The sequence below is a fragment of the Burkholderia sp. SJZ089 genome (assembly GCF_007828315.1).
GTDB lineage: Bacteria > Pseudomonadota > Gammaproteobacteria > Burkholderiales > Burkholderiaceae > Burkholderia > Burkholderia gladioli.
On the sequence record NZ_VIUM01000012.1, the window covers coordinates 241,710 to 266,333 of the forward strand.

At 65.5% G+C, this 24,624-nt stretch carries 27 protein-coding genes; 16 read left to right on the forward strand and 11 right to left on the reverse strand.

The window, feature by feature from the left end; translation table 11 throughout:
* The 13 genes from nuoI to FB600_RS22875 all read left to right on the forward strand — a co-directional run bounded on the left by nuoI (position 1) and on the right by FB600_RS22875 (position 11,625).
* Positions 1-489: an NADH-quinone oxidoreductase subunit NuoI gene (nuoI, locus tag FB600_RS22815; protein ID WP_145757376.1), complete on the forward strand. Its 489-nt coding sequence runs from the start codon at positions 1-3 to the stop codon at positions 487-489.
* A gap of 114 nt (positions 490-603) precedes the next feature.
* A complete protein-coding gene (locus tag FB600_RS22820; protein ID WP_013698857.1) occupies positions 604-1,266 on the forward strand; it encodes an NADH-quinone oxidoreductase subunit J in 663 nt (220 codons plus the stop codon).
* Between the two features lie 18 nt (positions 1,267-1,284).
* Complete coding sequence (gene nuoK, locus FB600_RS22825; RefSeq protein ID WP_013698856.1) at positions 1,285-1,596, forward strand: NADH-quinone oxidoreductase subunit NuoK; 312 nt, start codon at positions 1,285-1,287, stop codon at positions 1,594-1,596.
* A 17-nt stretch (positions 1,597-1,613) separates the two neighbouring features.
* The gene (gene nuoL / locus FB600_RS22830) at positions 1,614-3,662 is read left to right on the forward strand and encodes an NADH-quinone oxidoreductase subunit L (RefSeq protein WP_145757377.1); all 2,049 of its coding nucleotides are present in this window, start codon (positions 1,614-1,616) and stop codon (positions 3,660-3,662) included.
* 21 nt (positions 3,663-3,683) lie between these two features.
* The gene (locus FB600_RS22835; RefSeq protein ID WP_145757378.1) at positions 3,684-5,177 is read left to right on the forward strand and encodes an NADH-quinone oxidoreductase subunit M; all 1,494 of its coding nucleotides are present in this window, start codon (positions 3,684-3,686) and stop codon (positions 5,175-5,177) included.
* 39 nt (positions 5,178-5,216) lie between these two features.
* A complete protein-coding gene (gene nuoN, locus FB600_RS22840) occupies positions 5,217-6,674 on the forward strand; it encodes an NADH-quinone oxidoreductase subunit NuoN (protein ID WP_025096460.1) in 1,458 nt (485 codons plus the stop codon).
* A 1-nt stretch (position 6,675) separates the two neighbouring features.
* Positions 6,676-6,975 (forward strand): DUF2818 family protein, encoded by a 300-nt coding sequence (locus FB600_RS22845; protein ID WP_013698852.1) that lies wholly within the window; start codon positions 6,676-6,678, stop codon positions 6,973-6,975.
* A 37-nt stretch (positions 6,976-7,012) separates the two neighbouring features.
* A complete protein-coding gene (locus tag FB600_RS22850) occupies positions 7,013-7,603 on the forward strand; it encodes an NUDIX domain-containing protein (RefSeq protein ID WP_096750742.1) in 591 nt (196 codons plus the stop codon).
* Positions 7,604-7,803: 200 nt separating this feature from the next.
* Positions 7,804-8,232, forward strand: coding sequence for a DUF1178 family protein (locus tag FB600_RS22855; protein ID WP_013698850.1), 429 nt, complete (start codon positions 7,804-7,806; stop codon positions 8,230-8,232).
* 63 nt (positions 8,233-8,295) lie between these two features.
* Entirely contained in the window at positions 8,296-9,492 is a 1,197-nt protein-coding gene (locus FB600_RS22860; protein WP_096750743.1) for an acyl-CoA dehydrogenase family protein, read from the forward strand.
* Between the two features lie 10 nt (positions 9,493-9,502).
* Positions 9,503-10,636, forward strand: a complete 1,134-nt coding sequence (locus tag FB600_RS22865) for an acyl-CoA dehydrogenase family protein (RefSeq protein ID WP_145757379.1) — start codon at positions 9,503-9,505, stop codon at positions 10,634-10,636.
* Between the two features lie 27 nt (positions 10,637-10,663).
* Positions 10,664-11,122: a MaoC family dehydratase gene (locus tag FB600_RS22870; protein ID WP_096750744.1), complete on the forward strand. Its 459-nt coding sequence runs from the start codon at positions 10,664-10,666 to the stop codon at positions 11,120-11,122.
* Positions 11,119-11,625 (forward strand): MaoC family dehydratase, encoded by a 507-nt coding sequence (locus FB600_RS22875; RefSeq protein WP_042286125.1) that lies wholly within the window; start codon positions 11,119-11,121, stop codon positions 11,623-11,625. Before FB600_RS22870 ends, FB600_RS22875 begins: the two co-directional genes overlap by 4 nt.
* A gap of 87 nt (positions 11,626-11,712) precedes the next feature.
* On the opposite strand, the gene FB600_RS22880 is transcribed toward FB600_RS22875, so the two are convergent.
* From FB600_RS22880 to FB600_RS22895, 4 genes are all read right to left on the reverse strand, one after another.
* Positions 11,713-12,933 (reverse strand): acyl-CoA dehydrogenase family protein, encoded by a 1,221-nt coding sequence (locus FB600_RS22880; protein ID WP_013698845.1) that lies wholly within the window; start codon positions 12,931-12,933, stop codon positions 11,713-11,715.
* 82 nt (positions 12,934-13,015) lie between these two features.
* Positions 13,016-14,122 (reverse strand): phosphotransferase, encoded by a 1,107-nt coding sequence (locus tag FB600_RS22885; protein WP_096750440.1) that lies wholly within the window; start codon positions 14,120-14,122, stop codon positions 13,016-13,018.
* 26 nt (positions 14,123-14,148) lie between these two features.
* Positions 14,149-14,871, reverse strand: a complete 723-nt coding sequence (locus FB600_RS22890) for a histidine phosphatase family protein (protein ID WP_096750441.1) — start codon at positions 14,869-14,871, stop codon at positions 14,149-14,151.
* Positions 14,872-14,878: 7 nt separating this feature from the next.
* Positions 14,879-15,670 carry an oxepin-CoA hydrolase, alternative type gene (locus tag FB600_RS22895; protein ID WP_145757380.1) on the reverse strand — a complete coding sequence of 264 codons (792 nt, stop codon included), beginning with the start codon at positions 15,668-15,670 and terminating at the stop codon, positions 14,879-14,881.
* A 181-nt stretch (positions 15,671-15,851) separates the two neighbouring features.
* Here FB600_RS22895 and FB600_RS22900 point away from each other — a divergent pair, with 181 nt between their 5' ends.
* The gene (locus FB600_RS22900; RefSeq protein ID WP_145757381.1) at positions 15,852-16,505 is read left to right on the forward strand and encodes a glutathione S-transferase; all 654 of its coding nucleotides are present in this window, start codon (positions 15,852-15,854) and stop codon (positions 16,503-16,505) included.
* A gap of 77 nt (positions 16,506-16,582) precedes the next feature.
* Here FB600_RS22900 and FB600_RS22905 read toward each other — a convergent pair whose 3' ends face one another.
* A complete protein-coding gene (locus FB600_RS22905) occupies positions 16,583-17,755 on the reverse strand; it encodes a pyridoxal phosphate-dependent aminotransferase (RefSeq protein ID WP_096750443.1) in 1,173 nt (390 codons plus the stop codon).
* Between the two features lie 59 nt (positions 17,756-17,814).
* Positions 17,815-18,315 (reverse strand): putative toxin-antitoxin system toxin component, PIN family, encoded by a 501-nt coding sequence (locus FB600_RS22910; protein ID WP_096750444.1) that lies wholly within the window; start codon positions 18,313-18,315, stop codon positions 17,815-17,817.
* A gap of 57 nt (positions 18,316-18,372) precedes the next feature.
* Between FB600_RS22910 and yaaA the strand changes: the two genes are divergently transcribed.
* Both yaaA and FB600_RS22920 read left to right on the forward strand, forming a co-directional pair.
* Positions 18,373-19,155, forward strand: a complete 783-nt coding sequence (gene yaaA / locus FB600_RS22915; protein WP_036049891.1) for a peroxide stress protein YaaA — start codon at positions 18,373-18,375, stop codon at positions 19,153-19,155.
* Between the two features lie 69 nt (positions 19,156-19,224).
* Entirely contained in the window at positions 19,225-20,376 is a 1,152-nt protein-coding gene (locus FB600_RS22920) for a M14-type cytosolic carboxypeptidase (RefSeq protein WP_096750445.1), read from the forward strand.
* Between the two features lie 109 nt (positions 20,377-20,485).
* On the opposite strand, the gene FB600_RS22925 is transcribed toward FB600_RS22920, so the two are convergent.
* The 5 genes from FB600_RS22925 to FB600_RS37525 form a co-directional block, all read right to left on the reverse strand.
* A complete protein-coding gene (locus FB600_RS22925; RefSeq protein ID WP_013698836.1) occupies positions 20,486-21,106 on the reverse strand; it encodes a BspC domain-containing protein in 621 nt (206 codons plus the stop codon).
* A 165-nt stretch (positions 21,107-21,271) separates the two neighbouring features.
* Positions 21,272-21,946, reverse strand: a complete 675-nt coding sequence (locus tag FB600_RS22930) for an energy-coupling factor ABC transporter permease (RefSeq protein ID WP_096750446.1) — start codon at positions 21,944-21,946, stop codon at positions 21,272-21,274.
* A gap of 60 nt (positions 21,947-22,006) precedes the next feature.
* Positions 22,007-22,843, reverse strand: a complete 837-nt coding sequence (locus FB600_RS22935; protein ID WP_096750447.1) for a LuxR C-terminal-related transcriptional regulator — start codon at positions 22,841-22,843, stop codon at positions 22,007-22,009.
* A gap of 181 nt (positions 22,844-23,024) precedes the next feature.
* Positions 23,025-24,242: a DUF2863 family protein gene (locus FB600_RS22940; protein WP_145757382.1), complete on the reverse strand. Its 1,218-nt coding sequence runs from the start codon at positions 24,240-24,242 to the stop codon at positions 23,025-23,027.
* Positions 24,243-24,323: 81 nt separating this feature from the next.
* Positions 24,324-24,624 (reverse strand): hypothetical protein (locus FB600_RS37525; RefSeq protein ID WP_222432926.1); only part of this gene is annotated, 301 nt, incomplete at its 5' end.

Genomic DNA, 24,624 nt, shown 5'->3' on the forward strand with positions numbered 1-24,624 from the left:
ATGACGGCAATCCAACAATTCTTTAAGACCTTCTTCCTGACCGAACTGGTGAAGGGGCTCGCGATGACGGGCCGCTACACCTTCAAGCGGAAGATCACGGTGCAGTTCCCGGAAGAGAAGACGCCGATCTCGCCGCGTTTTCGCGGGCTGCACGCGCTGCGCCGCTACGAAAACGGCGAGGAGCGCTGCATCGCCTGCAAGCTCTGCGAGGCCGTGTGCCCGGCGATGGCGATCACCATCGAATCGCAGGTGCGCGCCGACAACACGCGCCGCACCACGCGCTACGACATCGACCTGACCAAGTGCATCTTCTGCGGCTTCTGCGAGGAAAGCTGCCCGGTCGATTCGATCGTCGAGACGCAGATCCTCGAGTACCACGGCGAAAAGCGCGGCGACCTGTATTTCACCAAGGAAATGCTGCTCGCGGTGGGCGACCGCTACGAGACGGACATCGCGGCCGCCAAGGCCGCCGACGCGCCGTATCGCTAATGCAGGACCGGCCGGCCCCAGGGGCCGGCCCGAGCCGCCGCGGCAACGGTGCGCGGCACGTCGCAGTGCCCGAGAACCGTGCCTGACCAAGGCCTAAACGATGAACCGGTAACCATGGACTTCACGACCGTACTCTTCTACATCTTCTCGCTGCTGCTGGTGATCTCGGGGCTGAAGGTGATCACCGCGCGCAACCCCGTGGCTTCCGCGCTCTTCCTCGTCCTCGCGTTCTTCAACGCCGCCGCGATCTGGATGCTGCTCGAGGCCGAGTTCCTCGCCATCCTGCTGGTGCTCGTCTACGTCGGCGCGGTGATGGTGCTGTTCCTGTTCGTGGTGATGATGCTCGACATCAACACCGACGTGCTGCGCCGCGACTTCCGCCGCTTCGTGCCGATGGCCACCGTGGTGGGCGCGATCATCGTGGTCGAGACCGCGCTGATCCTCTGGCGCGGCTACGGCGCGACGTCCTCGCCGGTGCGCGAGATCGCCTCCGGCGCGCTCGCCAACATGACCAACACGCAACTGATCGGCAAGGTGATCTACACCGACTACATCTTCGCCTTCGAAATCGCCGGCCTGGTGCTGCTGGTCGCGATCATCGCGGCGGTTTCGCTGACCTCGGGCCGCGGCAAGGAGCGCAAGCGCCAGCGCGTGTCCGACCAGGTCAGCGTGCGCCGCCAGGATCGCGTGCGTCTCGTGAAGATGGCGGCCGAGAAGCCGCCCGCGCCGGAAGCGGCACCCGCCGCGGCCGATCCCGCCGCGGCCACCAAGAGCTGAGCGGAGGAGAACCCAACCATGTTGAACCTGACTCTTGCCCACTACCTGGTGCTCGGCGCGATCCTGTTCGCGATCAGCATCGTCGGCATCTTCCTGAACCGCCGCAACATCATCGTGATCCTGATGGCGATCGAGCTGATGCTGCTCGCGGTCAATACGAACTTCGTCGCGTTCTCGCATTATCTCGGGGACGTGCACGGACAGATCTTCGTGTTCTTCGTGCTCACGGTTGCAGCGGCGGAAGCGGCAATCGGCCTCGCGATTCTGGTGACGCTGTTCCGCAAACTCGACACCATCAATGTCGAGGATCTCGACCAGCTCAAGGGCTAATTTCAGGCGAGTCTGCTATGTCGACCACACTCAACGAAACCACGCTGCTGGCGATCCCGCTGGCGCCGCTCGCCGGCTCGATCATCGCCGGCCTGTTCGGCAATACCGTCGGCCGCAAGGGCGCGCACCGCGTGACCATCCTCGGCGTCCTGATCTCCTTCGTCCTGTCCTGCCTGGTGTTCCTGCAGGTGATGGACGGCGCGAGCTTCAATGCCACCGTCTACGAATGGATGCAGGTCGGGCCGCTCAAGCTCGAGATCGGCTTCCTCGTCGATTCGCTGACCGCGATGATGATGGTGGTGGTCACCTTCGTCTCGCTGATGGTGCACATCTACACGATCGGCTACATGGAAGAGGAGGACGGCTACCAGCGCTTCTTCTCCTACATCTCGCTGTTCACGTTCTCGATGCTGATGCTCGTGATGAGCAACAACTTCCTCCAGCTGTTCTTCGGCTGGGAGGCGGTCGGCCTCGTGTCCTACCTGCTGATCGGTTTCTACTACACGCGGGAAAGCGCGATCTACGCCAACATGAAGGCGTTCATCGTCAACCGCGTCGGCGATTTCGGCTTCCTGCTCGGCATCGGCCTGCTGCTGGCCTATGGCGGCTCGATGAACTACGGCGAAGTGTTCGCCAAGAGCAACGCGCTGGCCGCGATGCACTTCCCGGGCACCGACTGGGGCCTGCTGACGGTGGCCTGCATCTGCCTGTTCATCGGCGCGATGGGCAAGTCGGCACAGTTCCCGCTGCACGTCTGGCTGCCCGATTCGATGGAAGGCCCGACGCCGATCTCGGCGCTGATCCACGCGGCCACCATGGTGACGGCCGGCGTGTTCATGGTCACGCGCATGTCGCCGCTGTTCGAGCTGTCGGACGCCGCGCTCTCCTTCATCACCGTGATCGGCGCCATCACCGCGCTGTTCATGGGCTTCCTCGGCGTGATCCAGAACGACATCAAGCGCGTGGTCGCGTACTCGACGCTCTCGCAGCTCGGCTACATGACGGTCGCGCTGGGCGTGTCGGCCTACCCGGTCGCCGTGTTCCACCTGATGACGCACGCCTTCTTCAAGGCGCTGCTGTTCCTCGCGGCGGGCTCGGTCATCATCGGCATGCACCACGACCAGGACATCCGCAACATGGGCGGCCTGCGCAAGTACATGCCGATCACCTGGATCACATCGCTGATCGGTTCGCTGGCGCTGATCGGCACGCCGTTCTTCTCGGGCTTCTACTCGAAGGACTCGATCATCGATGCGGTCAAGCTCTCGCATCTGCCGGGTTCGGGTTTCGCATACTTCGCGGTGGTCGCGAGCGTGTTCGTGACGGCGCTGTACTCGTTCCGCATGTATTTCCTGGTGTTCCACGGCGAGGAGCGCTTCCGCAAGCCGAAGCATCCCGATTCGCCGATGGGCAAGGCCGCCGCGCAAGGGCATGAGCATGACGCGCACGGCCACGACGATCACGCACATGAACCGCACGAGACCTCGTGGGTCGTCTGGGTGCCGCTGGTGCTGCTCGCTATTCCGTCCGTGCTGATCGGCGGCGTGGCGATCGGCCCGATGCTGTTCGGCGACTTCTTCCAGCACGGCGTGGCGTTCGACAAGGTGATCTTCATCGGCCAGAACCATCCGGCGCTCGCCGAGATGGCCGATGAATTCCACGGCTGGGCCGCGATGGGCCTGCATTCGGTGTCGGGCCTGCCGGCCTGGCTCGCGCTCGCAGGCGTGGTCGTTGCCTGGTTCCTGTATCTGAAGCGCCCGGACCTTTCGGCGGCGATCCGCCGCGCGGCCGGTCCGATCTATACGCTGCTTGACAACAAATACTACATGGACAAGATCAACGAGGTCGTGTTCGCCAGGGGCTCGGTCGCGGTCGGCCGAGGCCTGTGGAAAGAGGGCGACGTCGTGGTGATCGATGGAGTCGTCAATGGGAGCGCACGATTCGTCAGCTGGTTCGCCGGCGTGATTCGCTTCCTGCAGTCCGGCTACATCTATCACTACGCGTTCGCGATGATCATTGGCATGTTGGGTCTCCTTACCCTGTTTGTTACGCTCGGCGGCAAATAAGAAAAGGAGAGGAACCCACTCATGTCCGCATTTCCGATTCTCAGTACCGCCATTTGGCTTCCGATCGTGTTTGGCCTGCTCATCCTGGCCGTGGGCACCGACCGGAAGCCCGGCGTGGCCCGCTGGGTCGCGCTGATCGGTTCGCTGCTCGGGTTTGCAGTCACGATTCCGCTCATCACCGGTTTCGATCCGAGCACCGCGGCTCTTCAGTTCGAAGAGAACGCGATCTGGATCGACCGCTTCAATGTTTCGTATCACCTCGGCGTCGACGGCATCTCGATGTGGTTCGTCGTGCTCACGGCGCTGATCACGGTCATCGTGGTGGTGGCCGGCTGGGAAGTCATCACCGAGAACGTCTCGCAGTACCTGGCTTCGTTCCTGATGCTCTCGGGCATCATGATCGGGGTGTTCTCGGCGGCCGACGGCCTGCTGTTCTACGTGTTCTTCGAAGCCACGCTGATTCCGATGTACATCATCATCGGCGTCTGGGGCGGCCCGAACCGCGTCTACGCGGCCTTCAAGTTCTTCCTCTACACGCTGGCCGGCTCGCTGCTGATGCTGATCGCGCTGATCTACCTGTACCGCGAGACGCATACCTTCGACCTCGCGGCCTGGCAGGGCGCCAAGCTGGCGATGACGCCGCAGTTGCTGCTGTTCGGGGCGTTCTTCCTCGCCTTCGCGGTGAAGGTGCCGATGTGGCCGGTCCACACCTGGCTGCCCGACGCGCACGTGGAGGCGCCGACCGGCGGCTCGGTGGTGCTGGCGGCGATCATGCTCAAGCTCGGCGCCTACGGCTTCCTGCGCTTCTCCCTGCCCGTCACGCCCGATGCGGCGCACTATCTGGCCCCGGTCGTGATCGTGCTGTCCCTGATTGCCGTGATCTACATCGGCCTGGTCGCGATGGTGCAGACCGACATGAAGAAGCTGGTCGCCTATTCGTCGATCGCCCACATGGGCTTCGTCACGCTCGGCTTCTTCATCTTCAGCCAGCTCGGCATCGAGGGCGCGATCGTGCAGATGATCTCGCACGGTTTCGTGTCCGGCGCGATGTTCCTTTGCATCGGCGTGTTGTACGATCGCCTGCATACGCGCAATATCGCCGAGTACGGCGGGGTGGTGAACGTGATGCCGAAGTTCGCCACCTTCGCCTTGCTGTTCGCGATGGCCAACTGCGGCCTGCCCGGCACCTCGGGCTTCGTCGGCGAGTTCATGGTGATCCTCGCCTCGGTGAAGTTCAATTTCTGGATCGCGTTCGGCGCGGGCCTCACGCTGATTCTCGGCGCGGGCTACACGCTGTGGATGTACAAGCGCGTCTATTTCGGCAAGGTGGTCAACGAGAAGGTAAGGACGCTGAAGGATATCGGCGCACGCGAATTCTCGATGCTCGCCGTGCTGGCCGCATTCACGCTGCTGATGGGCCTGTATCCCAAGCCCTTCACCGACGTGATGCACGTTTCCGTAGAAAATCTCCTCTCTCACGTTGCGCAATCCAAGCTGCCGCTGGCCCAGCAGTAAGTGTGGGCGGAGGAAACCAAGACCATGCAAAACGCACCTATGAATGCCCTGTTGCCCGACGCGCTCGTGATGCTCGCCATCATTCTGGCGTGGATCAACGACACCCTCTCCGGCGAGTCCGGCCGCCGTCTCACGTACCTGATCGCGGTCGTCTCGTCCGTTGTCGCCGGTGTGTGGTTCGCGTTCCAGGCGCTCGACCCGCACCAGTACTACTTCTTCTCGCGGATGGTGGTGGTCGACGCCTTCTCGAGCGTGATGAAGGCGGTCGTGTCGATTGGCTTCGCGGCCTCGATGATCTACTCGCGGCGCTACCTGTCGGACCGGGGCCTGTTCCGCGGTGACGTGTTCCTGCTCGGGATGTTCTCGCTGCTCGGCCAGTTGGTGATGATCTCGGGCAACAACTTCCTGACGCTCTACCTCGGCCTCGAACTGATGTCGCTGTCGCTCTACGCGCTGATCGCGCTGCGCCGCGACGGTGCCCAGTCGAGTGAGGCGGCGATGAAGTACTACGTGCTCGGCGCGCTGGCTTCCGGCTTCGTGCTGTACGGCATCTCGATGGTGTATGGCGCCACCGGCTCGCTCGAGTTGCAGGACGTGCTCAATGCCGTCGCCTCGGGTCGCATCAACAATATCGTGCTGCTGTTCGGCGTGATCTTCATCATCGCCGGCGTGGCCTTCAAGCTCGGCGCGGTGCCGTTCCACATGTGGGTGCCCGACGTCTACCAGGGCGCGCCCACGGCGATGTCGCTCATGACCGGCGGCGGCCCGAAGGTGGCGGCCTTCGCCTGGGGCCTGCGCTTCCTGGTGATGGGCCTGCTGCCGCTGGCGGCGGACTGGCAGCAGATGCTGGTGATCCTGGCGGCGCTGTCGCTGATCGTCGGCAACATCACCGGTATCGTCCAGCGCAACGTCAAGCGGATGCTGGCCTACTCGGCGATCTCGAACATGGGCTTCGTGCTGCTCGGCCTGCTCTCGGGCGTGGTGAAGGGCAGCCCGGCCTTCACGGCCACCGCCTACAGCTCGGCGATGTTCTACTCGATCGTCTACCTGCTCACCACGCTCGGCGCCTTCGGCATCGTGATGCTGCTGGCCCGCCGCGATTTCGAGGCGGAAACGCTCGAGGATTTCAAGGGCCTCAACAAGCGTAGCCCGGTGTTCGCCTTCGTGATGATGCTGATGATGTTCTCGCTGGCCGGCATTCCGCCGACGGTGGGCTTCTACGCCAAGCTCGCGGTGCTCGAGGCCACCATCAACGCCGGCCTGACCTGGCTCGCGATCCTCGGTGTCATCAGTTCGTTGTTCGGCGCGTTCTACTATCTGCGTATCGTGAAGCTGATGTACTTCGATGCGCCCCAGGACACGAACCCGATCATGAGCGACACGGCGAACCGCGCGGTGCTGCTGCTCAACGGCCTGGCCGTGCTCGTGCTCGGCATCATGCCCGGCCAGCTGATGGAGGTCTGCCTGCAGGCCATCAGCCATACGCTGCCGCTCTGAAATGTCGGCAGCCGGTTGGTTCATCGTGTTGTTGGCGCTGCTGGGCGCCAACCTGCCGTTCGTGAATCAGCGGGCCTTCGCCTTCATCCCGGTCGGCGCCGCTGCCCGCAAGAGCGGGTGGTGGCGGATCGCCGAGATGATCGTGCTGTACTTCGTGGTCGGCGTGCTCGGCTTCTGGCTCGAGTCCCGCGCCGGCAACCGCTTCGAACAGGGCTGGCAGTTCTACGCGATCACCTTCAGCCTGTTCGTGGTGTTCGCGTTCCCCGGCTTCACGTTCCAGTATCTCGTCAAACGACGCTGACGGCGCTCGGCCGTCGCGTCCAACCTTGGAGCCGACGATGGCCGAATTACCGAATCACGACGACAAACTGACCGAAGTCTGCGTCGAAAGCGAATCCATTCTCGACGGCCATTTCCTGAAAGTGAAGCGCGACACGGTGCGCCTGCCCGACGGCAAGCACGCGACGCGCGAGTACATCCGCCATCCGGGCGCCGTGATGGTGATCCCGTTGTTCGACGATGGCCGCGTGCTGATGGAAAGCCAGTTCCGCTATCCGATCGGCAAGGTGATGGCCGAGTATCCGGCCGGCAAGCTCGATCCGCAGGAAGGCTCGCTGGCTTGCGCGGTGCGCGAACTGCGAGAGGAAACCGGTTATACGGCGCGCGAGTATTTCTACCTGACGCGCATTCATCCGATCATTTCCTACTCGACCGAATTCATCGACATCTATCTCGCGAAGGGCCTGACGGTCGGCGAGCGCCAGCTCGACGAGGGCGAATTCCTCGAGACCTTCACGGCCACCGTGCCCGAGCTGCTCGAATGGATCCGCACCGGCCAGATCAGCGACGTGAAGACCATCATCGGCACCATGTGGCTGGAGAAGGCCTTGTCGGGAAGCTGGCCGCTCGGCGCGGCCGAGCACGCCTGATAAATGCAGCGGCTGATTCCCGGCGATGCGAGGCCGTGCTTGCCGCCGCGCATCGCCGAACCCGCCTTCGGCGCCAAATTTCCCCGCACGTTACAATCCAGCCAGTCCGGGCCCGTCCCGGAGAATTTCGATCGTGATTTAGCACGGTCGTTCTTAAATCTTCCGATTGGGCGTACACTCCCGAGACGCCCCGATTCAGCATGAAGGTCCTCGATTTACAGTGCACGCACGGCCATCGCTTCGAAGGCTGGTTTGCGTCTTCCGATGATTTCGAATCGCAGCTGTCTCGCAAGCTGGTCGAATGTCCGGTTTGCGGGGCGACCGAAATCAGCCGGATGCCGTCGGCGCCGCGCCTGAACCTGTCAGGCGCGACGAAGGAAAAGGCGCCGGCAACCGATCCGCGGCAGATGCAGGCGCAGCTGATGCGCGCCTTGCGCGAGGTACTGGACAAGACCGAGAACGTGGGCGAGCGCTTCGCCGAGGAAGCGCGACGCATCCATTACAACGAGGCGCCTGCGCGCAATATTCGCGGCGTGACCTCGGCCGAGGATGCGCGCGCCCTCGTCGAGGAAGGCATCGACGTGATGCCGCTACCGGTGCCGGCCGCACTGAAAGAGCCGCTGCAATGATCGTCTCCTGATCGGCGCGTCGTCTCCAGCCGGCCGCTCCGGCCGCGGCCAGGAGACATGCGCATGGATCTGGACCATTCCCCCGCCGACGACGCGTTCCGCGTCGAAGTTCGCGCCTGGCTCGAGGCCAACCTGCCTCGCACGCTGCGCGACAAGGTACTCAATCACAAACGTCTGTCCCGCGAGGATTATCTCGACTGGCATCGCCGGCTCGCGACGCGCGGCTGGTCGGCGCCCGCCTGGCCCGTCGAATACGGCGGCCCGGGCTGGGACGCGACGCGGCGCTTCATCTGGGACGAGGAGTGCGCCCGCGCGGGCACGCCGTCGCCGCTGACCTTCGGCGTGTCGATGGTCGGGCCCGTGCTGATGAAATATGGCAACGAGGCCCAGAAGCGCCATTATCTGCCGCGCATCCTCGATGGCAGCGACTGGTGGTGCCAGGGTTACTCCGAGCCCGGCTCGGGTTCCGACCTCGCCTCGCTGCGCACGCGCGCCGAACGGCGCGGCGATCACTATCTCGTCAACGGCCAGAAGACCTGGACCACGCTCGGCCAATATGCCGACATGATGTTCTGCCTGGTGCGTACCGATACGGCCGTGAAGAAGCAGGAGGGCATCTCCTTCCTGTTGATCGACATGAAGACGCCGGGCATCACGGTGAGGCCGATCATCACGCTCGACGAGGAGCACGAAGTCAACGAGGTGTTCCTCGAGGACGTGCTGGTGCCGGTCGAGAACCTCGTCGGCGAGGAGAACCGCGGCTGGACCTATGCCAAGTATCTGCTCGGCCACGAGCGAACCAGCATCGCGCGCGTCGGCACCTCGAAGCGTGAACTGCGCTTCCTCAAGCGCATCGCGGCCGGGCAGCGCCGCAACGGCCGCTCCCTGCTGGAGGATCCGGTGTTCGCCGCCCGCGTGGCCTCGCTGGAAATCGACCTGATGGCGCTGGAGGTGACCGCGCTGCGCGTGGTCAGCCAGGAAGCGAGCGGGCGAGGGCCGGGCCCCGAGGCCTCGATGCTGAAGATCAAGGGCTCCGAGATCCAGCAGGCGCTGACCGAGCTGATGGTCGACGCGATCGGGCCGCTAGCCGCGCCGTTCGATCCGGCCTTCCTCGAAGGAGAGCGCGATCGCGCGGTGAGCGGCGACGACGACGCGGCACCGCTTGCCGCCTATTACTTCAATTTCCGCAAGACCTCGATCTACGGCGGGTCGAACGAAATCCAGAAGAACATCATCGCGCAGATGATCCTGGGCCTCTGAGGAGCGACGCATGGACTTCACTTTCAGCGAAGAACAGCAGCAATTCGCCGACGCGTTGCGCCGTTATCTCGGCCAGCGCTACGGTTTCGAGACGCGCCAGGCCATCGTCGCCTCGCGCGAGGGCGTATCCGACGAGCAATGGCGGGCGTTCGCGGAGTTGGGGCTGACCGCCTTGCCGGTACCGGAGGCGAGCGGCGGCCTGGGCGGCGGCGCGCTCGACATGCTGTTGGCCATGCAGGCGCTGGGCGCCGCGCTGGTGGTCGAGCCGTATTGGGCGACGGCGGTCGGCGCCGAGGCGCTGCGGCTCGCGGCCAGCGAGCATCAAGCCGATCGAGCGCTGCTGGCGCGCGTGGCCGGCGGTGAGGCCCGCCTGGCGGTTGCCTTCGACGAACCCGGCGCGCGCTATGAGCTGCTCGCCATCGATTCGCGTGCGGAGCCGGCCGGCGACGGCTTCCGGCTCAGCGGCAGCAAGGCGCTGGTTCGCCACGGCGCCCAGGCGCAGGCCTGGATCGTGCCGGCCCGGCAGCCCGATGGCGCGATCGCGTTGTTCCTGGTCGAGCGCGATGCCGCCGGTGCCGATGTCGAGGATTACCGAACCATCGACGGCCAGCGCGCGGCGACGCTGCGTTTCTCGAACGCGCCCGCGCGCCGGCTCGTCGACGGCAGTCGCGGTGCCGAAACGCTGGAGCGGATCGCCGATTACGGTATCGTGCTGCTCTGTGCCGAGGCGATCGGCGCGCTGGACGCGCTCAATCGCGCGACGCTCGACTACACCCGCACGCGCGAGCAGTTCGGCACGCCGATCGCGCGTTTCCAGGTGCTGCAGCACCGCATGGTCGACATGCTGATCCACACCGAGCAGGCGCGCTCGCTGGCTTATCTGGCGGCGCTGCGCTATGCCGACGACGACGCCAATCAACGGCGCCGCGCGGTGTCCGCCGCGAAAGTGCGGGTGGGGCAAGCCGCGCGTTTCGTCGGGCAGCAGGCGATCCAGCTGCATGGCGGGATGGGCATGACCAACGAGGTCGCGGCGGCCCATCTGTTCAAGCGACTGTCGATCATCGACCTGACGCTCGGCGATGTCGATCACCACACGGCGCGATTTGCCTCGCTGCCGGATTTTTTCGAATACGATGCGGCCTGAGAGCACGCAAACTGACAGGAGATGGGTATGACGATCGGCTATGAGGATCTGGAAGTCGGCGGGCTGACCGAGGTCGGCAAACACACGTTCACGCCGGACGAGATCATCGAATTCGCGCAGCGCTTTGATCCGCAACCGTTCCATCTCGACGAGGCGGCCGGCAAGGCCTCGCCGTTCGGCGGATTGGTGGCGAGCGGCTGGCACACCTGCTCGGTGTTCATGGGCATGCTGGTGCGCAACGTGCTGCACGACTCGACCAGCATGGGCTCGCCCGGCATCGAGGAGATCCGCTGGATCAAGCCGGTGCGCGCCGGTGCGACCATCACGATGCAGCAGCGGATCCTCGACAAGCGGCTGTCGGCGAGCCGTCCCGATCGCGGCATCGTGACGACGGAGTGGGTCGGCACCGACGAGAGCGGCGAAACCGTGATCACGGTGCGCTCCAAGGTGATTTTCGGGCTGCGCAATCCGCAGGTGGGCGCATGAGCGGCGATTCGACGGAGAAGCAGCCTGGGCAGCGGCCCGAGCGGCCGCGCATCGCTTCCGTCGAGGCGCTGCGCGCGCTGGTCGGCGCGGATGGTTTCGCGAGCGAGTGGATCGTGATCGAACAGTCGCGCGTCAACCAGTTCGCCGACGCGACCAACGATCATCAATGGATCCACGTCGATCCCGAGCGGGCCTCGCGCGAATCGCCGTTCGGCGGCCCGATCGCACACGGCTTCTTGACGCTGTCCCTGATCCCGGCGCTGATGACCGATGCGATCGAATTCGAGCAGAAGATGGGGGTGAACTACGGGCTGAACCGCGTGCGCTTCCTGCGGCCGGTGCCGGTCGGCGCGAAGGTTCGCGGGCTGTTCGCGGTGAAGACGGCGATCGACGGCAAGCAGGGCGGCCTGCAATGCACCTGGTCGGTCGCGGTGCAGGTCGACTCGTCGGGCGAGCCGGCACTGGCCTGCGCGGCCGAGTTCGTCACCTTGCACCTGTTCTGAGGTTCCGGGCTGCAGGCGGCGCGGCTGCCGCCCAAGGCATGCCCGAACGGCGGGGCGGCGCGTAGGCGCCGTCCCGCCGTTTCGCATCTAGGCTGCCGAGTAGCGCGCGAGTTCGAGCTTGGCGATCGCGTTGCGGTGGACTTCGTCGGGGCCGTCGGCAAAACGCAGCGTGCGTGCCGAGGCATAGGCGTAGGCCAGCGGAAAATCGTCGCTGACGCCGCCGCCGCCATGGGCCTGGATCGCCCAGTCGATCACCTGGCAGGCCATGTTCGGCGCGACCACCTTGATCATCGCGATCTCGCGGCGCGCCTCCTTGTTGCCGACCTTGTCCATCTTCCAGGCCGCGTTGAGCGTCAGCAGGCGCGCCTGGTCGATCAGGCAGCGCGCCTCGGCGATCCGCTCCTGGGTCACGGTCTGCTGCGCGATCGGCTTGCCGAAGGCGACGCGCTGCAGCGTGCGCCGGCACATCAACTCCAGCGCGCGTTCGGCGAGCCCGATCAGGCGCATGCAGTGATGGATGCGCCCCGGGCCGAGACGGCCCTGCGCGATCTCGAACCCTCGCCCCTCGCCGAGCAGCAGGTTGTCGGCCGGCACCCGGACGTTCTCCAGCGTGATCTCCATATGGCCGTGCGGGGCGTCGTCGTAGCCGAACACGTTCAGCGGTCGATGCACCGTGATGCCGGGTGCATTGGACGGCACCAGGATCATCGACTGCTGCGCATGGCGTGGCGCCTCGGGATCGGTCTTGCCCATCACGATATAGAGCTTGCAGCGCGGATCGCCGGCACCCGAGGACCACCATTTGTGGCCGTTGATCAGGTAGCTGTCGCCGTCGCGCTCGATGCGCGTGCGGATATTGGTGGCATCCGACGAAGCCACTTCCGGCTCGGTCATCAGGAAGGCCGAGCGGATCGTGCCGTCGAGCAGGGGATCGAGCCACTCGCGTTTCTGATCGTCGCTGGCGTAGCGCTCGAGTGTTTCCATGTTGCCGGTGTCGGGCGCGTTGCAGTTGAAGACCTCGGGCGCCCAGGGCACGCGCCCCATGATTTCGCAGAGCGGCGCGTAGTCGAGGTTCGACAGGCCGGCGCCGCGATCGGATTCGGGCAGGAACAGGTTCCATAGCCCGGCCGCGCGCGCCTCGTCCTTCAGCGTGTCGAGCAGGGTGACCGCGCGCCAGGCGTTGCCGTCGCGCCGGTTGCGCGCGATCTCCTCATGGAACACGCGCTCGTTCGGATAGATGTGGGTGTCGAAGAAGGCGAGCAGCCGCTCGCGCAGGACCTCGGCCTTGGGGGAGTAATCGAATTCCATTGCCACCTCGCTGGAGTAGGGCGTCGATCGGAACCGGAACGAAGAATCGGCCGGGCTCGATGTGCTGCCGAGCCCATCGTGTTCAGCGTACTTGCTGGGCGTAGCGCCAGGCCAGCTCCGCCATCGGCCGTGCCTGCCGGCCGGCGTCGAGCGCGCGTGCGCTGGAGGCGGTGCCATCGGCCACGCGCTTCATGATGCCTTGCAGGATCGCGGCGATCCGGAACATGTTGTAGGCGAGATAAAAATGCCAGTCGCCCTCGATCGTGAAGCCGGTGCGCTCGACATAGCTGGCGATGTGGCGCCGTTCGTCGGGAATGCCGAGCGCGGCCAGGTCGAGCCCGCCGATGCCGCGGAATCGTCCCGGCTCGGTGTGCCAGGTCATGCAGTGATAGGAAAAATCGGCGAGCGGATCGCCGAGCGTGGAGAGTTCCCAGTCGAGCACGGCCAGCACGCGCGGCGCGTCGGGCGCGAAGATCAGGTTGTCGAGCCGGAAGTCGCCATGGACGATGGCGCTGCGTTGCCTAGCCGCGTCGGCGGCCGGGATATGCTGCGGCAGCCATTCGATCAGCCGGTGCATGGCCTCGATCGGCTCGGTTTCCGAGGCGGTGTACTGCTTGCTCCAGCGCCCGATCTGGCGCGCGAAGTAATTGCCGGGCTTGCCATAGTCGCCGAGCCCGAGCGCCTGCGGGTCGAGCCGGTGCAGCGCGGCGATCACGCGATTCATCTCGTCGTAGTGGGCGGCGCGCTCGGCTTGCGTCATGCCGGGCAGCGCAGGATCCCACAGCACCCGCCCCTCGACGCAGCTCATCACGTAGAAGGCGCGGCCGATCACCGATTCGTCCTCGCAGAGCGCGAGCATGCGCGGCACCGGCACGTCGGTATCGGCGAGCGCGGCCATCACGCGGTACTCGCGCTCGATCGCGTGGGCCGAGGGCAGCAGTTTGGCGACCGGCGCCGGCTTGGCGCGCAGCACATAGCGGCGTGTCGGCGTGACGAGCTTGAATGTCGGGTTCGACTGCCCGCCGCGGAACTGCTCGATCGAGAGCGGGCCCGCATACTCACTCACATGGGCGGCGAGCCAGGTGTCGAGCGCCGCGGTGTCGATGTGCTGGGCCGCGCTGACCGGCGCCGTGCCCTCGAAGGCCGAATAATCGTCCGGCTTTGCCTCTCCTTGCTGCGCTTGCCTCATCCTTGCCTCCGGGGCGCCGCGCGGGTTCAGCTTCCCGCGTTGGCCTGAACGAACTGGTGATAGAGCACTTCCATGACGGTGTTGCGGGCGTCGCGATGCAGCGCATCGGGGGGCGTGTAGTTGAGTTGCCGGATCACCCAGTCGTGCGCATGCTGGCCGATGTCGAGCACGTTGATGCAGGCGGTCGATTGCGCGAATCGCCCGATGAACAGCCGCTGCTCGGGCAGCGTGGCATGGGACAGCAGCGCGCAGTTGACGCCGCCGTGCAGCACCAGCAGCGCGGTGTCCCAGCCAGGGGCGGCGCGCAATGCCGCGAGCGGCGGCAGCACGCGATCGATCAGCTCGCCGATGGTTTCGCCGCCGAGGAAGGGCACGTGTTCCGGGACGATGCCGTGGAAGGCGCCGATAAAGGCCGCCTCGACATCCTCCGGTGGCAGGTCGGCAAGATGGCCGCCGCGGATTTCGCGCCATGCCGGTTCGATCTCGATGTCGATCGCCTGCCCGGTTTCCGCGAGCACGAGCGAGGCCGTTTCGACGGTGCGATTCAGGCCGCTGGTGATCACGCGGTCGAAGCGGATCGATTGCGCGGCGAAGGCGCGGCCGGCCGCGCGGGCCTGGGCCCGGCCGAGTTCGTTGAGCGGTACCGCGTCCGGGTCGATCGCCTGTTGCCTGGCATCGAAATAGGTGACGTCGCCATGTCGCATCAGGTAGATGCGGCGGCGGGTCGGCAGGGTATAGATAGTGGTCATCCTGGGATCATCGGGAATAGACGGGCGGCCGTTTCTCCAGGAAGGCGGTGATGCCTTCGAGCCCGTCGGCATGATGGAGCGAGGCGACGAAATGATCGCGCTCGGCCACCAGGTGCGCCGCGAGCGGCTGCTCGGGCGCGTCGGCGAGCAAGGCCTTCACGCGCGTGACGGCGTTCGGCGAGATGCGGCCGAGCTCGTCGGCCCAGGCCAGCGTTTCGTCGAGCACCGAGCCGGCACGCGCGAGGCGATTGACGACGCCGAGATCATGCAGGCGTCGGGCCACGACTGGTTTGCCCTCGATCAGGATTTCAGTGGCCACCGCGCGCGGCAGCGCACGGGCCAGGAACCAGGAGCCGCCGCCATCCGGCGTGAGCCCGACGCGCGCGTAGGACATCACGAATTTCGCGTCCTCGGCGGCGACGACCAGGTCGCAGGCCAGCGCCAGCGAGAAACCGGCCCCGGCGGCGGCGCCTTCGACCGCCGCGATCACCGGCTTGGTGACGGTCCGGATCGCGGTGATCCATTCGCCTAGCAGGTCGATGCTGGCGGTCTGCACCGCGGGATCCCTGGCGCGATTCTCGAGCAGCCGGTTCAGGTTGCCGCCGGCGCAGAAGAAGCGATCCGCGCCGGTCAGCACCACGCTGCGGATCGAGGGATCGCGCTCGGCGGTGTTCATCGCCTCGAGGCCGGCCGCGTACATGTCGGGATGCAGGGCGTTGCGTGCGCCCGGATTCGATAGCGTCAAGACCAGGGTCGATTCGCTTTCGGCGGGGCGGGACGCGAGCAGTTCGGCGCTCATGCGGATGTCTCCAGGATGTCGGTCTTTTGGCCGGCGCGGCGAATGCATGAACGCGCGTCCGGTGGTCGGGGCTGCGAAGTGCTTTAGACTAGCACGAACGTGCTATTCGGCACCTCGCGACGAGCCGCGGATTTCACGAGCAGGCCTCGCGCCTCGAACCCGTCAGGACAGGAGAACGATGATGCTGCAGCTCTGTGGTTTGCCCTTATCGAACTACTACAACAAGGTGAAGCTGGTGCTGCTCGATCACGAGATCGATTTCGAGGAGCAGATTCATACGCTGCCGCTGAGCGGTGACGAGGCGCTCGACGCCTCACCGTTCGGCAAGGTGCCGTTCCTGCGCACCGAGCACGGCGCGCTGTCGGAATCGCAGGCGATCGTCGAGTATCTTGCCGCGCTTTATCCGGAGAAGGGCCTGTTCCCGGCCGATCCGTTCGAGGCGGCCAAGGTGCGGGAAATCACCGTCTTCGTCGAACTGTATCTCGAATGGGTCGCGCGCAGCCTGTACGGGCAGGCATTTTTCGGCGGCACGGCCAGCGAGGAGACGCAGCGGCGCGTCGAGAAGCGCCTGGTCGGCGCGCTGGCCGCGTTTCGCAAGATGACGCGCTTCGCGCCCTACGTGCTCGGCGAGACCTACGGGATGGCCGACGTGGCCGCCTATATCCACCTGCCGATCGTGGGGCTCGCGACCAAGGCCGTGTATGGCCGCGATCTGGTGGTCGAGGCGGGAATCGACTGGAAGGCGTATTCGAAGCTGGTGGGCGAGCGTCCCGCCGCGCAGCGCGTGACGGCCGATCGCAAGGCTTATCTCGAGGCCAACGGCGCCAGGCGCTAGGCCAGGGCGGCTGCGCGGGCCGGGGCCAGGGCAGGCGCGGCGCGAGCACGGGAAGCTGCCGGCGCCGCGCGGCCGGCTTACAGCCGCGAGAGCCGCTCCAGCGCGGTCGCGAGCGTGTCTTCGCGCTTGGCGAAGCAGAAGCGCACCACGCCCGATTCGTGCGGCTCGTGATAGAAGGCCGACACGGGGATCGCGGCAACCCCGATCTCGACGGTCAGCCACTTGGCGAATTCCGCTTCGGGCAGGTCGCTGACCGCCGAATAATCGACGCACTGGAAGTAGGTGCCGGCGCAGGGCAGCAGCTTGAAGCGCGTCGAGGCGAGCCCGGCGCGGAACAGGTCGCGCTTCTTCTGGTAGAACGCCGGCAGCGTCAGGTAGGGCTCGGGATCGCGCAGGTAGCTGGCGAGCCCGACCTGCATCGGCGTGTTGACGGTGAACACGTTGAACTGGTGGACCTTGCGGAATTCGGCCGTCAGCGCTGCCGGCGCGGCGACGTAGCCGACCTTCCAGCCCGTCACGTGATAGGTCTTGCCGAAGCTCGAGACGATGAAGCTGCGCGCCGCGAGTTCCGGGTAGCGCGCCACGCTCTCGTGCCGCTCGCCGTCATAGACCATGTGCTCGTAGACCTCGTCAGACAGGATCAGCACCTCGGTGCCGCGCACGATCTCCTCGAGCTGGCGCATGTCGGACTCGCGCCAGACCGTTCCGGTCGGGTTGTGCGGCGTGTTGATCAGGATCAGCCGCGTCTTCGGCGTGATCGCGGCCGCCAGCTTGTCGAAGGGGATCGCGTAGTCGGGCGCTTCCAGCGTGACGAACACCGGCTTGCCGCCGGCGAGTTCGATCGAGGGCAGGTAGCTGTCGTAGGTCGGCTCGACCACGATCACCTCGTCGCCGGGGTGGACCGCGCAGAGGATCGCCGTCAGCAGCGCCTGCGTCGCGCCTGCCGTGACGGTGATCTCGCTGGCCGCGTCGTAGCGGCGGCCGTAGATCCGCTCGATCTTGTCGGCGATCGCCTCGCGCAGCGGCGCGGCGCCCGTCATCGGCGGATATTGGTTGTGGCCGTCGCGCATCGCCTCGGCGACCGCCTCGATGATCCTCGGATCGCAATGGAAATCGGGGAAGCCCTGGCCCAGGTTGACCGCGCCCTTTTCGGCCGCGAGCGCGCTCATGACCGTGAAGATCGTGGTGCCGACCTGCGGCAGGCGGGAAACGATGGCGGGCGTGACGGGCGAGGCGGACGGTGCGTTCATCGTGTGTCGGGCGGATGCGATGGGGTGGACGGGGCCGAGCGTGGCGCGGGCTGTGGCCTTCAGGCCGGCGTCGGCTTGGTAGGTTCGGCGGGTTCGAGCCCGCAGGCGCTCACGAACGGCGCCGGCTGCGCGATCCGGAAGTGGAAGTCGCGTTCGGTGCGGCGCGAGAGCTTCAGCAGCGCGCGGTCTTTCGACACGAGCCAGTCGGCATCGACGGCCCGGGCGAGTTCGAGGAATTTCTGGTCGTCGCGGTCCTTGCACTTCGGCAGCGGCGGCGCATCCTCGGGCAGCGGGGCCGAGCCGTCGGCCGCTTGCGAGAGCCGGGCGACGGTGGCCAGCGCGGCGGCCTTGTCGACCGCGCGCGAGGCGAATTGCGGATAGTCGAGTACGTGCTCGAGTTCGTTCAGGCAGCGCGCGTCGATCAGGGCAACCAGGCTGCCGTTCTCGAGCGCGGCCCGGATCGGGCGCACGGCGGGGTCGTCGAACACGAGGATGTCGATCCAGACGTTCGAGTCGAGCACCACGCGGTGCCCGTCTCGCGGAGCGTTGGGGCTGGGCATTCGTTACAATCGGTGGTTTTCGTCTGACGGCACCGCACCGCGTGCCGGCGAGCCTCTATGATAATCGTTCTCTCTCCCGCGAAATCGCTCGATTACGAGACCCCGCCCCATATTCCGACCCACACGCTGCCCGACTTCATCGAAGACGCGGCCGAGCTGATCGAGGGGTTGCGGAAACTGTCGCCGCAGCAGATTTCCACGCTGATGGACATTTCGGATCCGCTGGCCCGCCTCAACTTCCAGCGTTACGCGGATTGGTCGCGCCAGTTCACGGCCGCCAACGCCAAGCAGGCGGTGCTCGCCTTCAACGGTGATGTCTACGAGGGATTCGACGCTCGGACCTTGTCCGCCTCCGACCTCGACTATGCGCAGCAGCATGTGCGCGTGCTGTCCGGCCTCTATGGGCTGCTGCGCCCGCTGGACCTGCTGCAGCCGTATCGGCTCGAGATGGGCACGCGTTTCCAGAATCCGCGCGGCAAGGACCTGTACGCCTTCTGGGGCGAGCGCATCACGCGGGCCTTGAACACCCAACTGGCCTCGCGCGATGGCGACGCACGCGTGCTCGTGAACTGCGCCTCGACCGAGTACTTCAAGTCGGTGAAGCCGAAGCTGCTCGACGCGCCGGTCATCACGCCGGTGTTCGAGGACTGGAAGGGCGGCCGCTACAAGATCATCAGCTTCCACGCCAAGCGCGCGCGCGGCTTGATGGCGCGTTATGCGGTGACCCGGCGCATCGCGTCGGCCGAGCATTTGAAGGACTTCGCCGAGGAAGGGTATGCCTTCGACGCCGAGGCCTCGAACGATTCCACCTATGTGTTCCGTCGACGGATCGGTGCGTAATCCACGCGCCGTCCCCGAGGTTCCGATCTGATCCCGTGCCTCAAGAGGGCGCGGCCACCTGGAGACAAGATGACTCTCTCGATTTCCACCCAGTTCGATGCCGGCGCGATCGACGTCGTGTCCTGCGAGCGTCCCGAGGAGATCCGCCTGCGGATTCGCGGCGACAATCAATCCGAGTTCGCGCAATGGTTCTATTTCCGCCTGTCGGGCGCGCGCGGCGAGCGCTGCGTGATGCGTTTCGAGAACGCGCACGAGAGCGCCTACCCGGCGGGCTGGCGCGGTTATCGCGCGGCGGCGAGCTATGACCGCGTGAACTGGTTCCGCGTGCCGACCGATTTCGACGGCAAGGTGATGACGATCGATCACACGCCGGAATTCGACAGCATCTATTACGCCTACTTCGAGCCCTATGGCGAGGAGCGTCATTCGGAATTCCTCGGCGCGATCCAGCAGATGCCGCAGGCCAACGTGGTCGAGCTGGGCCGCACCGTCGAGGGGCGGCCGATGTCCCTGCTCGTGCTCGGCACGCCCGACGAGGATGGCAGCAAGAAGAAGGTATGGGTCATCGCGCGCCAGCATCCCGGCGAATCGATGGCCGAGTGGTTCGTGGAAGGGCTGGTCAAGCGTCTGGCGGGCTGGGGCGACTGGGCGGGCGACGCGGTTGCGCGCAAGCTCTACGATCACGCGACCTTCCATATCGTCGCGAACATGAATCCCGACGGCAGCGTGCACGGCAACCTGCGCACCAACGCGGTCGGCGCCAACCTGAACCGCGAGTGGATGGAACCCGACGCGGCGCGCAGCCCCGAAGTGCTGGTGGTGCGCGATGCGATCCACGCGATCGGCTGCGACATGTTCTTCGACATCCACGGCGACGAGGACCTGCCCTACGTGTTCGTGGCCGGTTCGGAAATGCTGCCCGGCTTCACCGATCGCCAGCGCGAGGAGCAGGACGCGTTCATCGCCGCGTTCAAGCAGGCAAGCCCCGATTTCCAGGACGAGCATGGTTATGCGGCCAGCAAGTATCGCGAGGATGCGCTCAAGCTGGCCTCGAAATACATCGGCCACGCCTTCGGCTGCCTGTCGCTGACGCTCGAAATGCCGTTCAAGGACAACGCCAACCTGCCGGACGAGCGCGTCGGCTGGAACGGCGAGCGCAGCGCGGCGCTCGGTGCCTCGATGCTGCTGCCGATCCTGAACCATCTGCAGCGCTTTGCCTGAGGAGACGATGCCTCGGCGTTGAATGCGCAAAACAAAAGGCCGGAATGTCGACGCATTCCGGCCTTTTGCACGAAGAGCCGATCGTGACGCGCCGCGAGGGCGCCGGGGCTCAGGATTTCTTCGCCGTGCTCTTCTTCTTGACGGCTTTCTTGCTCGTCGTCGACTTCTTCACCGTGGCCGATTTGCGAGTACTCTTGCCGCTCGCCTTGGCCTTGCCCTTGCCGCGATGACCACCGTGCAATTGTCGCTTCGACGAACTGCTGCGCTCGGCGCGCGGCCTTGCGGGAGGGACCGGGTCGTTCCAGCTGAAGGCGAGCATCTGGCTGCCGACATAGCCGCAGCGGAATTTCAGGCTGGCCGGGTCACCGCCGTTCTGCGAAATACCGAGACCTTCGACCGTCACGATGCTGTCGACCTTGATGCGCTGCTTGCCCTCGTCGAACGAGTCGTTCCAGGGGGTGATCGTGGCATTGCCGCTGTCGAATGCGCTGGGCGGGAATTCGACGTGATCGAATGCACTCGATGTGCTCGCAATGAAATTGCCGTGCGCGGCGCAGTCGGCGACGAGCGGATCGGCATGCATTTCGGTGACGTATTTGTTGATCAGTTCGGTGCGCTGATCGAGCAGGTCGGCGAAGGCGGGGGCGGAAAGCGCAAGCGACAGGCCTGCGACACAGGCTGCCAGCTTGCCGAACACGCCGAATAGACGCTGGGCGGGGAAGCTGTCCATCAGGATTCGAGAGTGCGGAATTGAGTCGCCGGGCACGTAAGATGCCCGGCGAAGGCGAAGAGTTCAATCTTAGCGCAATTTTTTTGACATGCTGCTGTTTGGCTGGTCGAAAGTGCCGGCTCGCGAGCCGAGCCGGCACGATTGCCCGAGCAGCAGCGGATATTTTCAGGCGCGAGGGCCGCCGAGACGGTAGCGACGCACATCGAAGGTGGTCACCCAGGCCGGCCGGTAGATCGCGATCAGGGCGGTGGCCATGCCGGTGAACCAGGCCTCGCCGAGTGCGAGCAGCAGCGTGTTCAAGCCATAACCGGCCGGAATCACCAGGGCCGAGCCGTCGGCGATGCCGATCTGCACGCCTGCTGCTGCGGCGGCCACGACGCCGATGGTGACGGCCGGGGCGATGAAGCCCTGGCCGACGATGAAGGTCGGGAGGTTGTGGGGCAGCCAGGCAAGCGCGGCACGCTGGAACAGCGTCGAAATGGCAACCGGCAGGGCGCCGTAGACGAGATAGGTCAGGCCGACACCTTGCCAGCTCGCATCGAAGACGATGGCCGCGATGCCGGTGACGGCGCCCATCGCGATCAAGGCGAGCGTCCAGTCGAACAGGGTCGCGATCAGCGTCGCGCCGAGCAGATGCATGACGAGGCCGTCGTCGAGCCAGGCGTTCGAAGCCCAGAGCACGGTGATCGTGGCGATCAGCGCACACCAGACGTGCTGCAGTGTCGGATCCTTGAGGCGGCTGAACGGACGCTTCCACGACGCGAGCGCGAGCGCCGCCGCGGCGGCGATCCAGCCACCGACGGCGACCCAGAGCGGAAGCGGCGTGTAGAGGAAGCCCATGCTTCGAATATTACTCGTTGACGCTGAAAAATGGGAACCGATTCGACGCCCGGCGCCGACTCAGGTGTTGCGTTTCGGCGTCGTCGGCTCCGGCTCGGCCGCCATGGGTACCGGGATCTGCGGCCCCTCGTAGGCAACCAGCGGATATTTCCTGCGGCTTGCGCGTGGGGACGGCGGAATCGAGCCTGGTGAGCCGAACAAGGGACGCGACTGGGTCTGGCGGGCCGTCGCGAGCACCTCCAGATGCGGCGGCAGCCAGCCGTTGTAGATTGCCACGGCGGCAGCGCGGTTGGCCGCGCCGAGCTGCTGGAAAATGCTGGCGAGATGGATCTTGACCGTGCCCTCGCTGATGCCGAGCGTGCGGGCAATCATTTTGTTCGTGTTGCCCATGTGCACGAAACGCATGATCTGCGCTTGCCTGGGTGATAGGACGCCGGTGCTCGGTTGGCGGCGCAGGGGGATCTTTCTGGCGATACGGACTGAACGATCGCCGGCCAGGCGTGCCTCGATGAGATCGAGCGCACCGGGTGGTATGTAGTAGCCGCCCAGCAGCACCATTTCGAAGGCCCGGATCACGAGGTGGGAGCCCATGCAGCGCGGAACCACGCCCTGCGCGCCGGTCGCGAACTGTTCCTGGGCTGCCGTGGCCGACGTATCGTCGACCAGTACCGCGACGGGCGTCGGCGCGCTGGCCTCGCACAGCGCGCGCAGATCGCCGAGACGAGGCCCGTGCGGGGCGTCGACGACGATCATGTCGAAGCTGTGCTGCCTGACGACGCGCATGGCCTGCCGCCAATCCTTGGCATCGTTGTAGCCGCCGTGCCGATCGATCTGCCGCAGCAACGCCTTCAAGCCGTCGCGGCGCTCCGCGTCAGGACTCAACACCAGGAATCTCATCGCTGCCTCCTTCGTTTGGTTTGTAGCGTGATGACGATTAGCGTCGCGAACATGATGACAAAACGATTACGTCGCGTCGGCCTAGCCGAACGTCATAGGAAGAGGTGCAAGTATGTGAAAAAAAAGAGCCGCCTCGCGGGCGGCTCTTTGTCGCTGTGAAACAGCTTGGCGGCGTGCCGGCTCAATGGAAATGCGGCTGGGCGGGGGAGGCGTCTTCCGGCATTTCGGCGTGGACGATTTCACCGAGCGGGTCGGCATACAGCGGAACGCCGCAATCGTCGCAGTATTCCGGTTCGAAGCGGCCGGCGTGGCGGCGGATGTCGGTCACGCCCGTATCCTTCAGCAGCGAGACGATTTCCTCGATCGGGCCGTCGACCGGGGCCTCGGCATCGACCATCGTGTCTTCCACGGCCATGTCGCCGTTCTCGCGTCCATACAGCGGCCACACGACGCCGTAGATCACGTCGTTGCTGCCGCGTCGCGTGAAGCCGATCCGGTATTCGTCGATGCGGCGCTCGCCGAAGCCTGCGACGACAGCCCGCAGTTCCTGCGGGGCAGCGCCGATGGTGTCGAACAGGTAACGGATGGCGGTGCGAACCGTATGTGGGCGCACGCGCTCGTCGGCGTCGCGGCATGCCGAGTAATAGGCGTCCGGCAGCAGGCATTCGAATTCGCAGCCCGGCAGCGCGTTGGCCAGATTGCCGCCGCCCTGGCTGGTCCATTGTTCGAGGCACTGGCCGCGTTCGATGCGCGCGCCTTGCTCTTCTTCCTGCCAGCGGAACATTGGCGAGCCGGCCGGCGTCGCGACCACGGCCAGCAGGAAGCGCGGGTCAGCCAGGATCGGCGAGGTTTCGGGCAGGTCGCCGAAGTTGAGGCGGGGCGCCTGGCCGCCGAGCGCGGCTTGCGCGAGCTGCTGCGTGAGGCGATAGGCCTCGACGTGATGGCGCGGCAATTGGTCGATGCTGTAGAGGAAGGGGGCGAGCGCGACGTGCGTGTGTTCCGCGAGCACATGTGCCTGCAGGTGCGTGCGCAGGACCTCGGCGATCTCGGCCTTGAGCGTCCCGGACGGAATCATGTAGCGCGTCCAGGCGAGAATCGGCACGGCGACGAGCAGCGCTTCGTGCGTCTGCCCCTCGTGTTCGACGAGCAGCGATTCGCTGTGGGTCTCCGCCATGTCGGCGAGCGCGCCATAGGCATCGGGATGATTCTGTTGCAGATGGTCGAGCGCGGCGTCGAGGGTCGTCTGATTGCCGTTGCGGATCACCTTCGTGAGCAGCGCGTCGAGCTTCGCTTCCCAGAACCGGTCCTCGACACGGCTGCCGGATGCGAACAGCGCGAGCGACAGGCCGACCAGTTTGTCGGCATCGGGGGGGAGGCGTTTGGCGGTTCGCTGGCGCATAGATCTGGATAGTTAGAGGTGGGTGCTTTGAACCTGCCATTTTAGTCGGTTCCCGCGCGGAGCAGCGGGTCGTCCGGACGGCTACGAGAATTCCGGTACGTGCTGGCGAAGCGAGGCGAGGGGGGTGTGGGAGAAAGGCGAAAAAATATGTTCGATTCTCTCTTGCGCGCTGGCTAAAGCCTGCTTAAAATCACGCCTCTTTCGCGCTAACGGAAACGCGGTGCGGAAGAAGAAGCAAGGTTGGACGCGTCGAGCGCCTGAGCAGTTGGCCGCTAATTCGTTTGACTGAGAAGTGATCGACGCAGTGAGTTGATCGCGGCGCTGAAAAAAGTAGTTGACGCGCTGCGAAATGTTGATCATAATCTCGCTTCTCTGCTGCTGA

What these genes read in the sequence shown, in the direction of transcription:
- nuoI (WP_145757376.1), top strand. Translation starts at nt 1, where the DNA reads ATGACGGCAATCCAACAATTCTTTAAGACCTTCTTCCTGACCGAACTG.
- FB600_RS22820 (WP_013698857.1), top strand. Translation starts at nt 604, where the DNA reads ATGGACTTCACGACCGTACTCTTCTACATCTTCTCGCTGCTGCTGGTG.
- nuoK (WP_013698856.1), top strand. Translation starts at nt 1,285, where the DNA reads ATGTTGAACCTGACTCTTGCCCACTACCTGGTGCTCGGCGCGATCCTG.
- nuoL (WP_145757377.1), top strand. Translation starts at nt 1,614, where the DNA reads ATGTCGACCACACTCAACGAAACCACGCTGCTGGCGATCCCGCTGGCG.
- FB600_RS22835 (WP_145757378.1), top strand. Translation starts at nt 3,684, where the DNA reads ATGTCCGCATTTCCGATTCTCAGTACCGCCATTTGGCTTCCGATCGTG.
- nuoN (WP_025096460.1), top strand. Translation starts at nt 5,217, where the DNA reads ATGAATGCCCTGTTGCCCGACGCGCTCGTGATGCTCGCCATCATTCTG.
- FB600_RS22845 (WP_013698852.1), top strand. Translation starts at nt 6,676, where the DNA reads ATGTCGGCAGCCGGTTGGTTCATCGTGTTGTTGGCGCTGCTGGGCGCC.
- FB600_RS22850 (WP_096750742.1), top strand. Translation starts at nt 7,013, where the DNA reads ATGGCCGAATTACCGAATCACGACGACAAACTGACCGAAGTCTGCGTC.
- FB600_RS22855 (WP_013698850.1), top strand. Translation starts at nt 7,804, where the DNA reads ATGAAGGTCCTCGATTTACAGTGCACGCACGGCCATCGCTTCGAAGGC.
- FB600_RS22860 (WP_096750743.1), top strand. Translation starts at nt 8,296, where the DNA reads ATGGATCTGGACCATTCCCCCGCCGACGACGCGTTCCGCGTCGAAGTT.
- FB600_RS22865 (WP_145757379.1), top strand. Translation starts at nt 9,503, where the DNA reads ATGGACTTCACTTTCAGCGAAGAACAGCAGCAATTCGCCGACGCGTTG.
- FB600_RS22870 (WP_096750744.1), top strand. Translation starts at nt 10,664, where the DNA reads ATGACGATCGGCTATGAGGATCTGGAAGTCGGCGGGCTGACCGAGGTC.
- FB600_RS22875 (WP_042286125.1), top strand. Translation starts at nt 11,119, where the DNA reads ATGAGCGGCGATTCGACGGAGAAGCAGCCTGGGCAGCGGCCCGAGCGG.
- FB600_RS22880 (WP_013698845.1), bottom strand. Translation starts at nt 12,933, where the DNA reads ATGGAATTCGATTACTCCCCCAAGGCCGAGGTCCTGCGCGAGCGGCTG.
- FB600_RS22885 (WP_096750440.1), bottom strand. Translation starts at nt 14,122, where the DNA reads ATGAGGCAAGCGCAGCAAGGAGAGGCAAAGCCGGACGATTATTCGGCC.
- FB600_RS22890 (WP_096750441.1), bottom strand. Translation starts at nt 14,871, where the DNA reads ATGACCACTATCTATACCCTGCCGACCCGCCGCCGCATCTACCTGATG.
- FB600_RS22895 (WP_145757380.1), bottom strand. Translation starts at nt 15,670, where the DNA reads ATGAGCGCCGAACTGCTCGCGTCCCGCCCCGCCGAAAGCGAATCGACC.
- FB600_RS22900 (WP_145757381.1), top strand. Translation starts at nt 15,852, where the DNA reads ATGCTGCAGCTCTGTGGTTTGCCCTTATCGAACTACTACAACAAGGTG.
- FB600_RS22905 (WP_096750443.1), bottom strand. Translation starts at nt 17,755, where the DNA reads ATGAACGCACCGTCCGCCTCGCCCGTCACGCCCGCCATCGTTTCCCGC.
- FB600_RS22910 (WP_096750444.1), bottom strand. Translation starts at nt 18,315, where the DNA reads ATGCCCAGCCCCAACGCTCCGCGAGACGGGCACCGCGTGGTGCTCGAC.
- yaaA (WP_036049891.1), top strand. Translation starts at nt 18,373, where the DNA reads ATGATAATCGTTCTCTCTCCCGCGAAATCGCTCGATTACGAGACCCCG.
- FB600_RS22920 (WP_096750445.1), top strand. Translation starts at nt 19,225, where the DNA reads ATGACTCTCTCGATTTCCACCCAGTTCGATGCCGGCGCGATCGACGTC.
- FB600_RS22925 (WP_013698836.1), bottom strand. Translation starts at nt 21,106, where the DNA reads ATGGACAGCTTCCCCGCCCAGCGTCTATTCGGCGTGTTCGGCAAGCTG.
- FB600_RS22930 (WP_096750446.1), bottom strand. Translation starts at nt 21,946, where the DNA reads ATGGGCTTCCTCTACACGCCGCTTCCGCTCTGGGTCGCCGTCGGTGGC.
- FB600_RS22935 (WP_096750447.1), bottom strand. Translation starts at nt 22,843, where the DNA reads ATGAGATTCCTGGTGTTGAGTCCTGACGCGGAGCGCCGCGACGGCTTG.
- FB600_RS22940 (WP_145757382.1), bottom strand. Translation starts at nt 24,242, where the DNA reads ATGCGCCAGCGAACCGCCAAACGCCTCCCCCCCGATGCCGACAAACTG.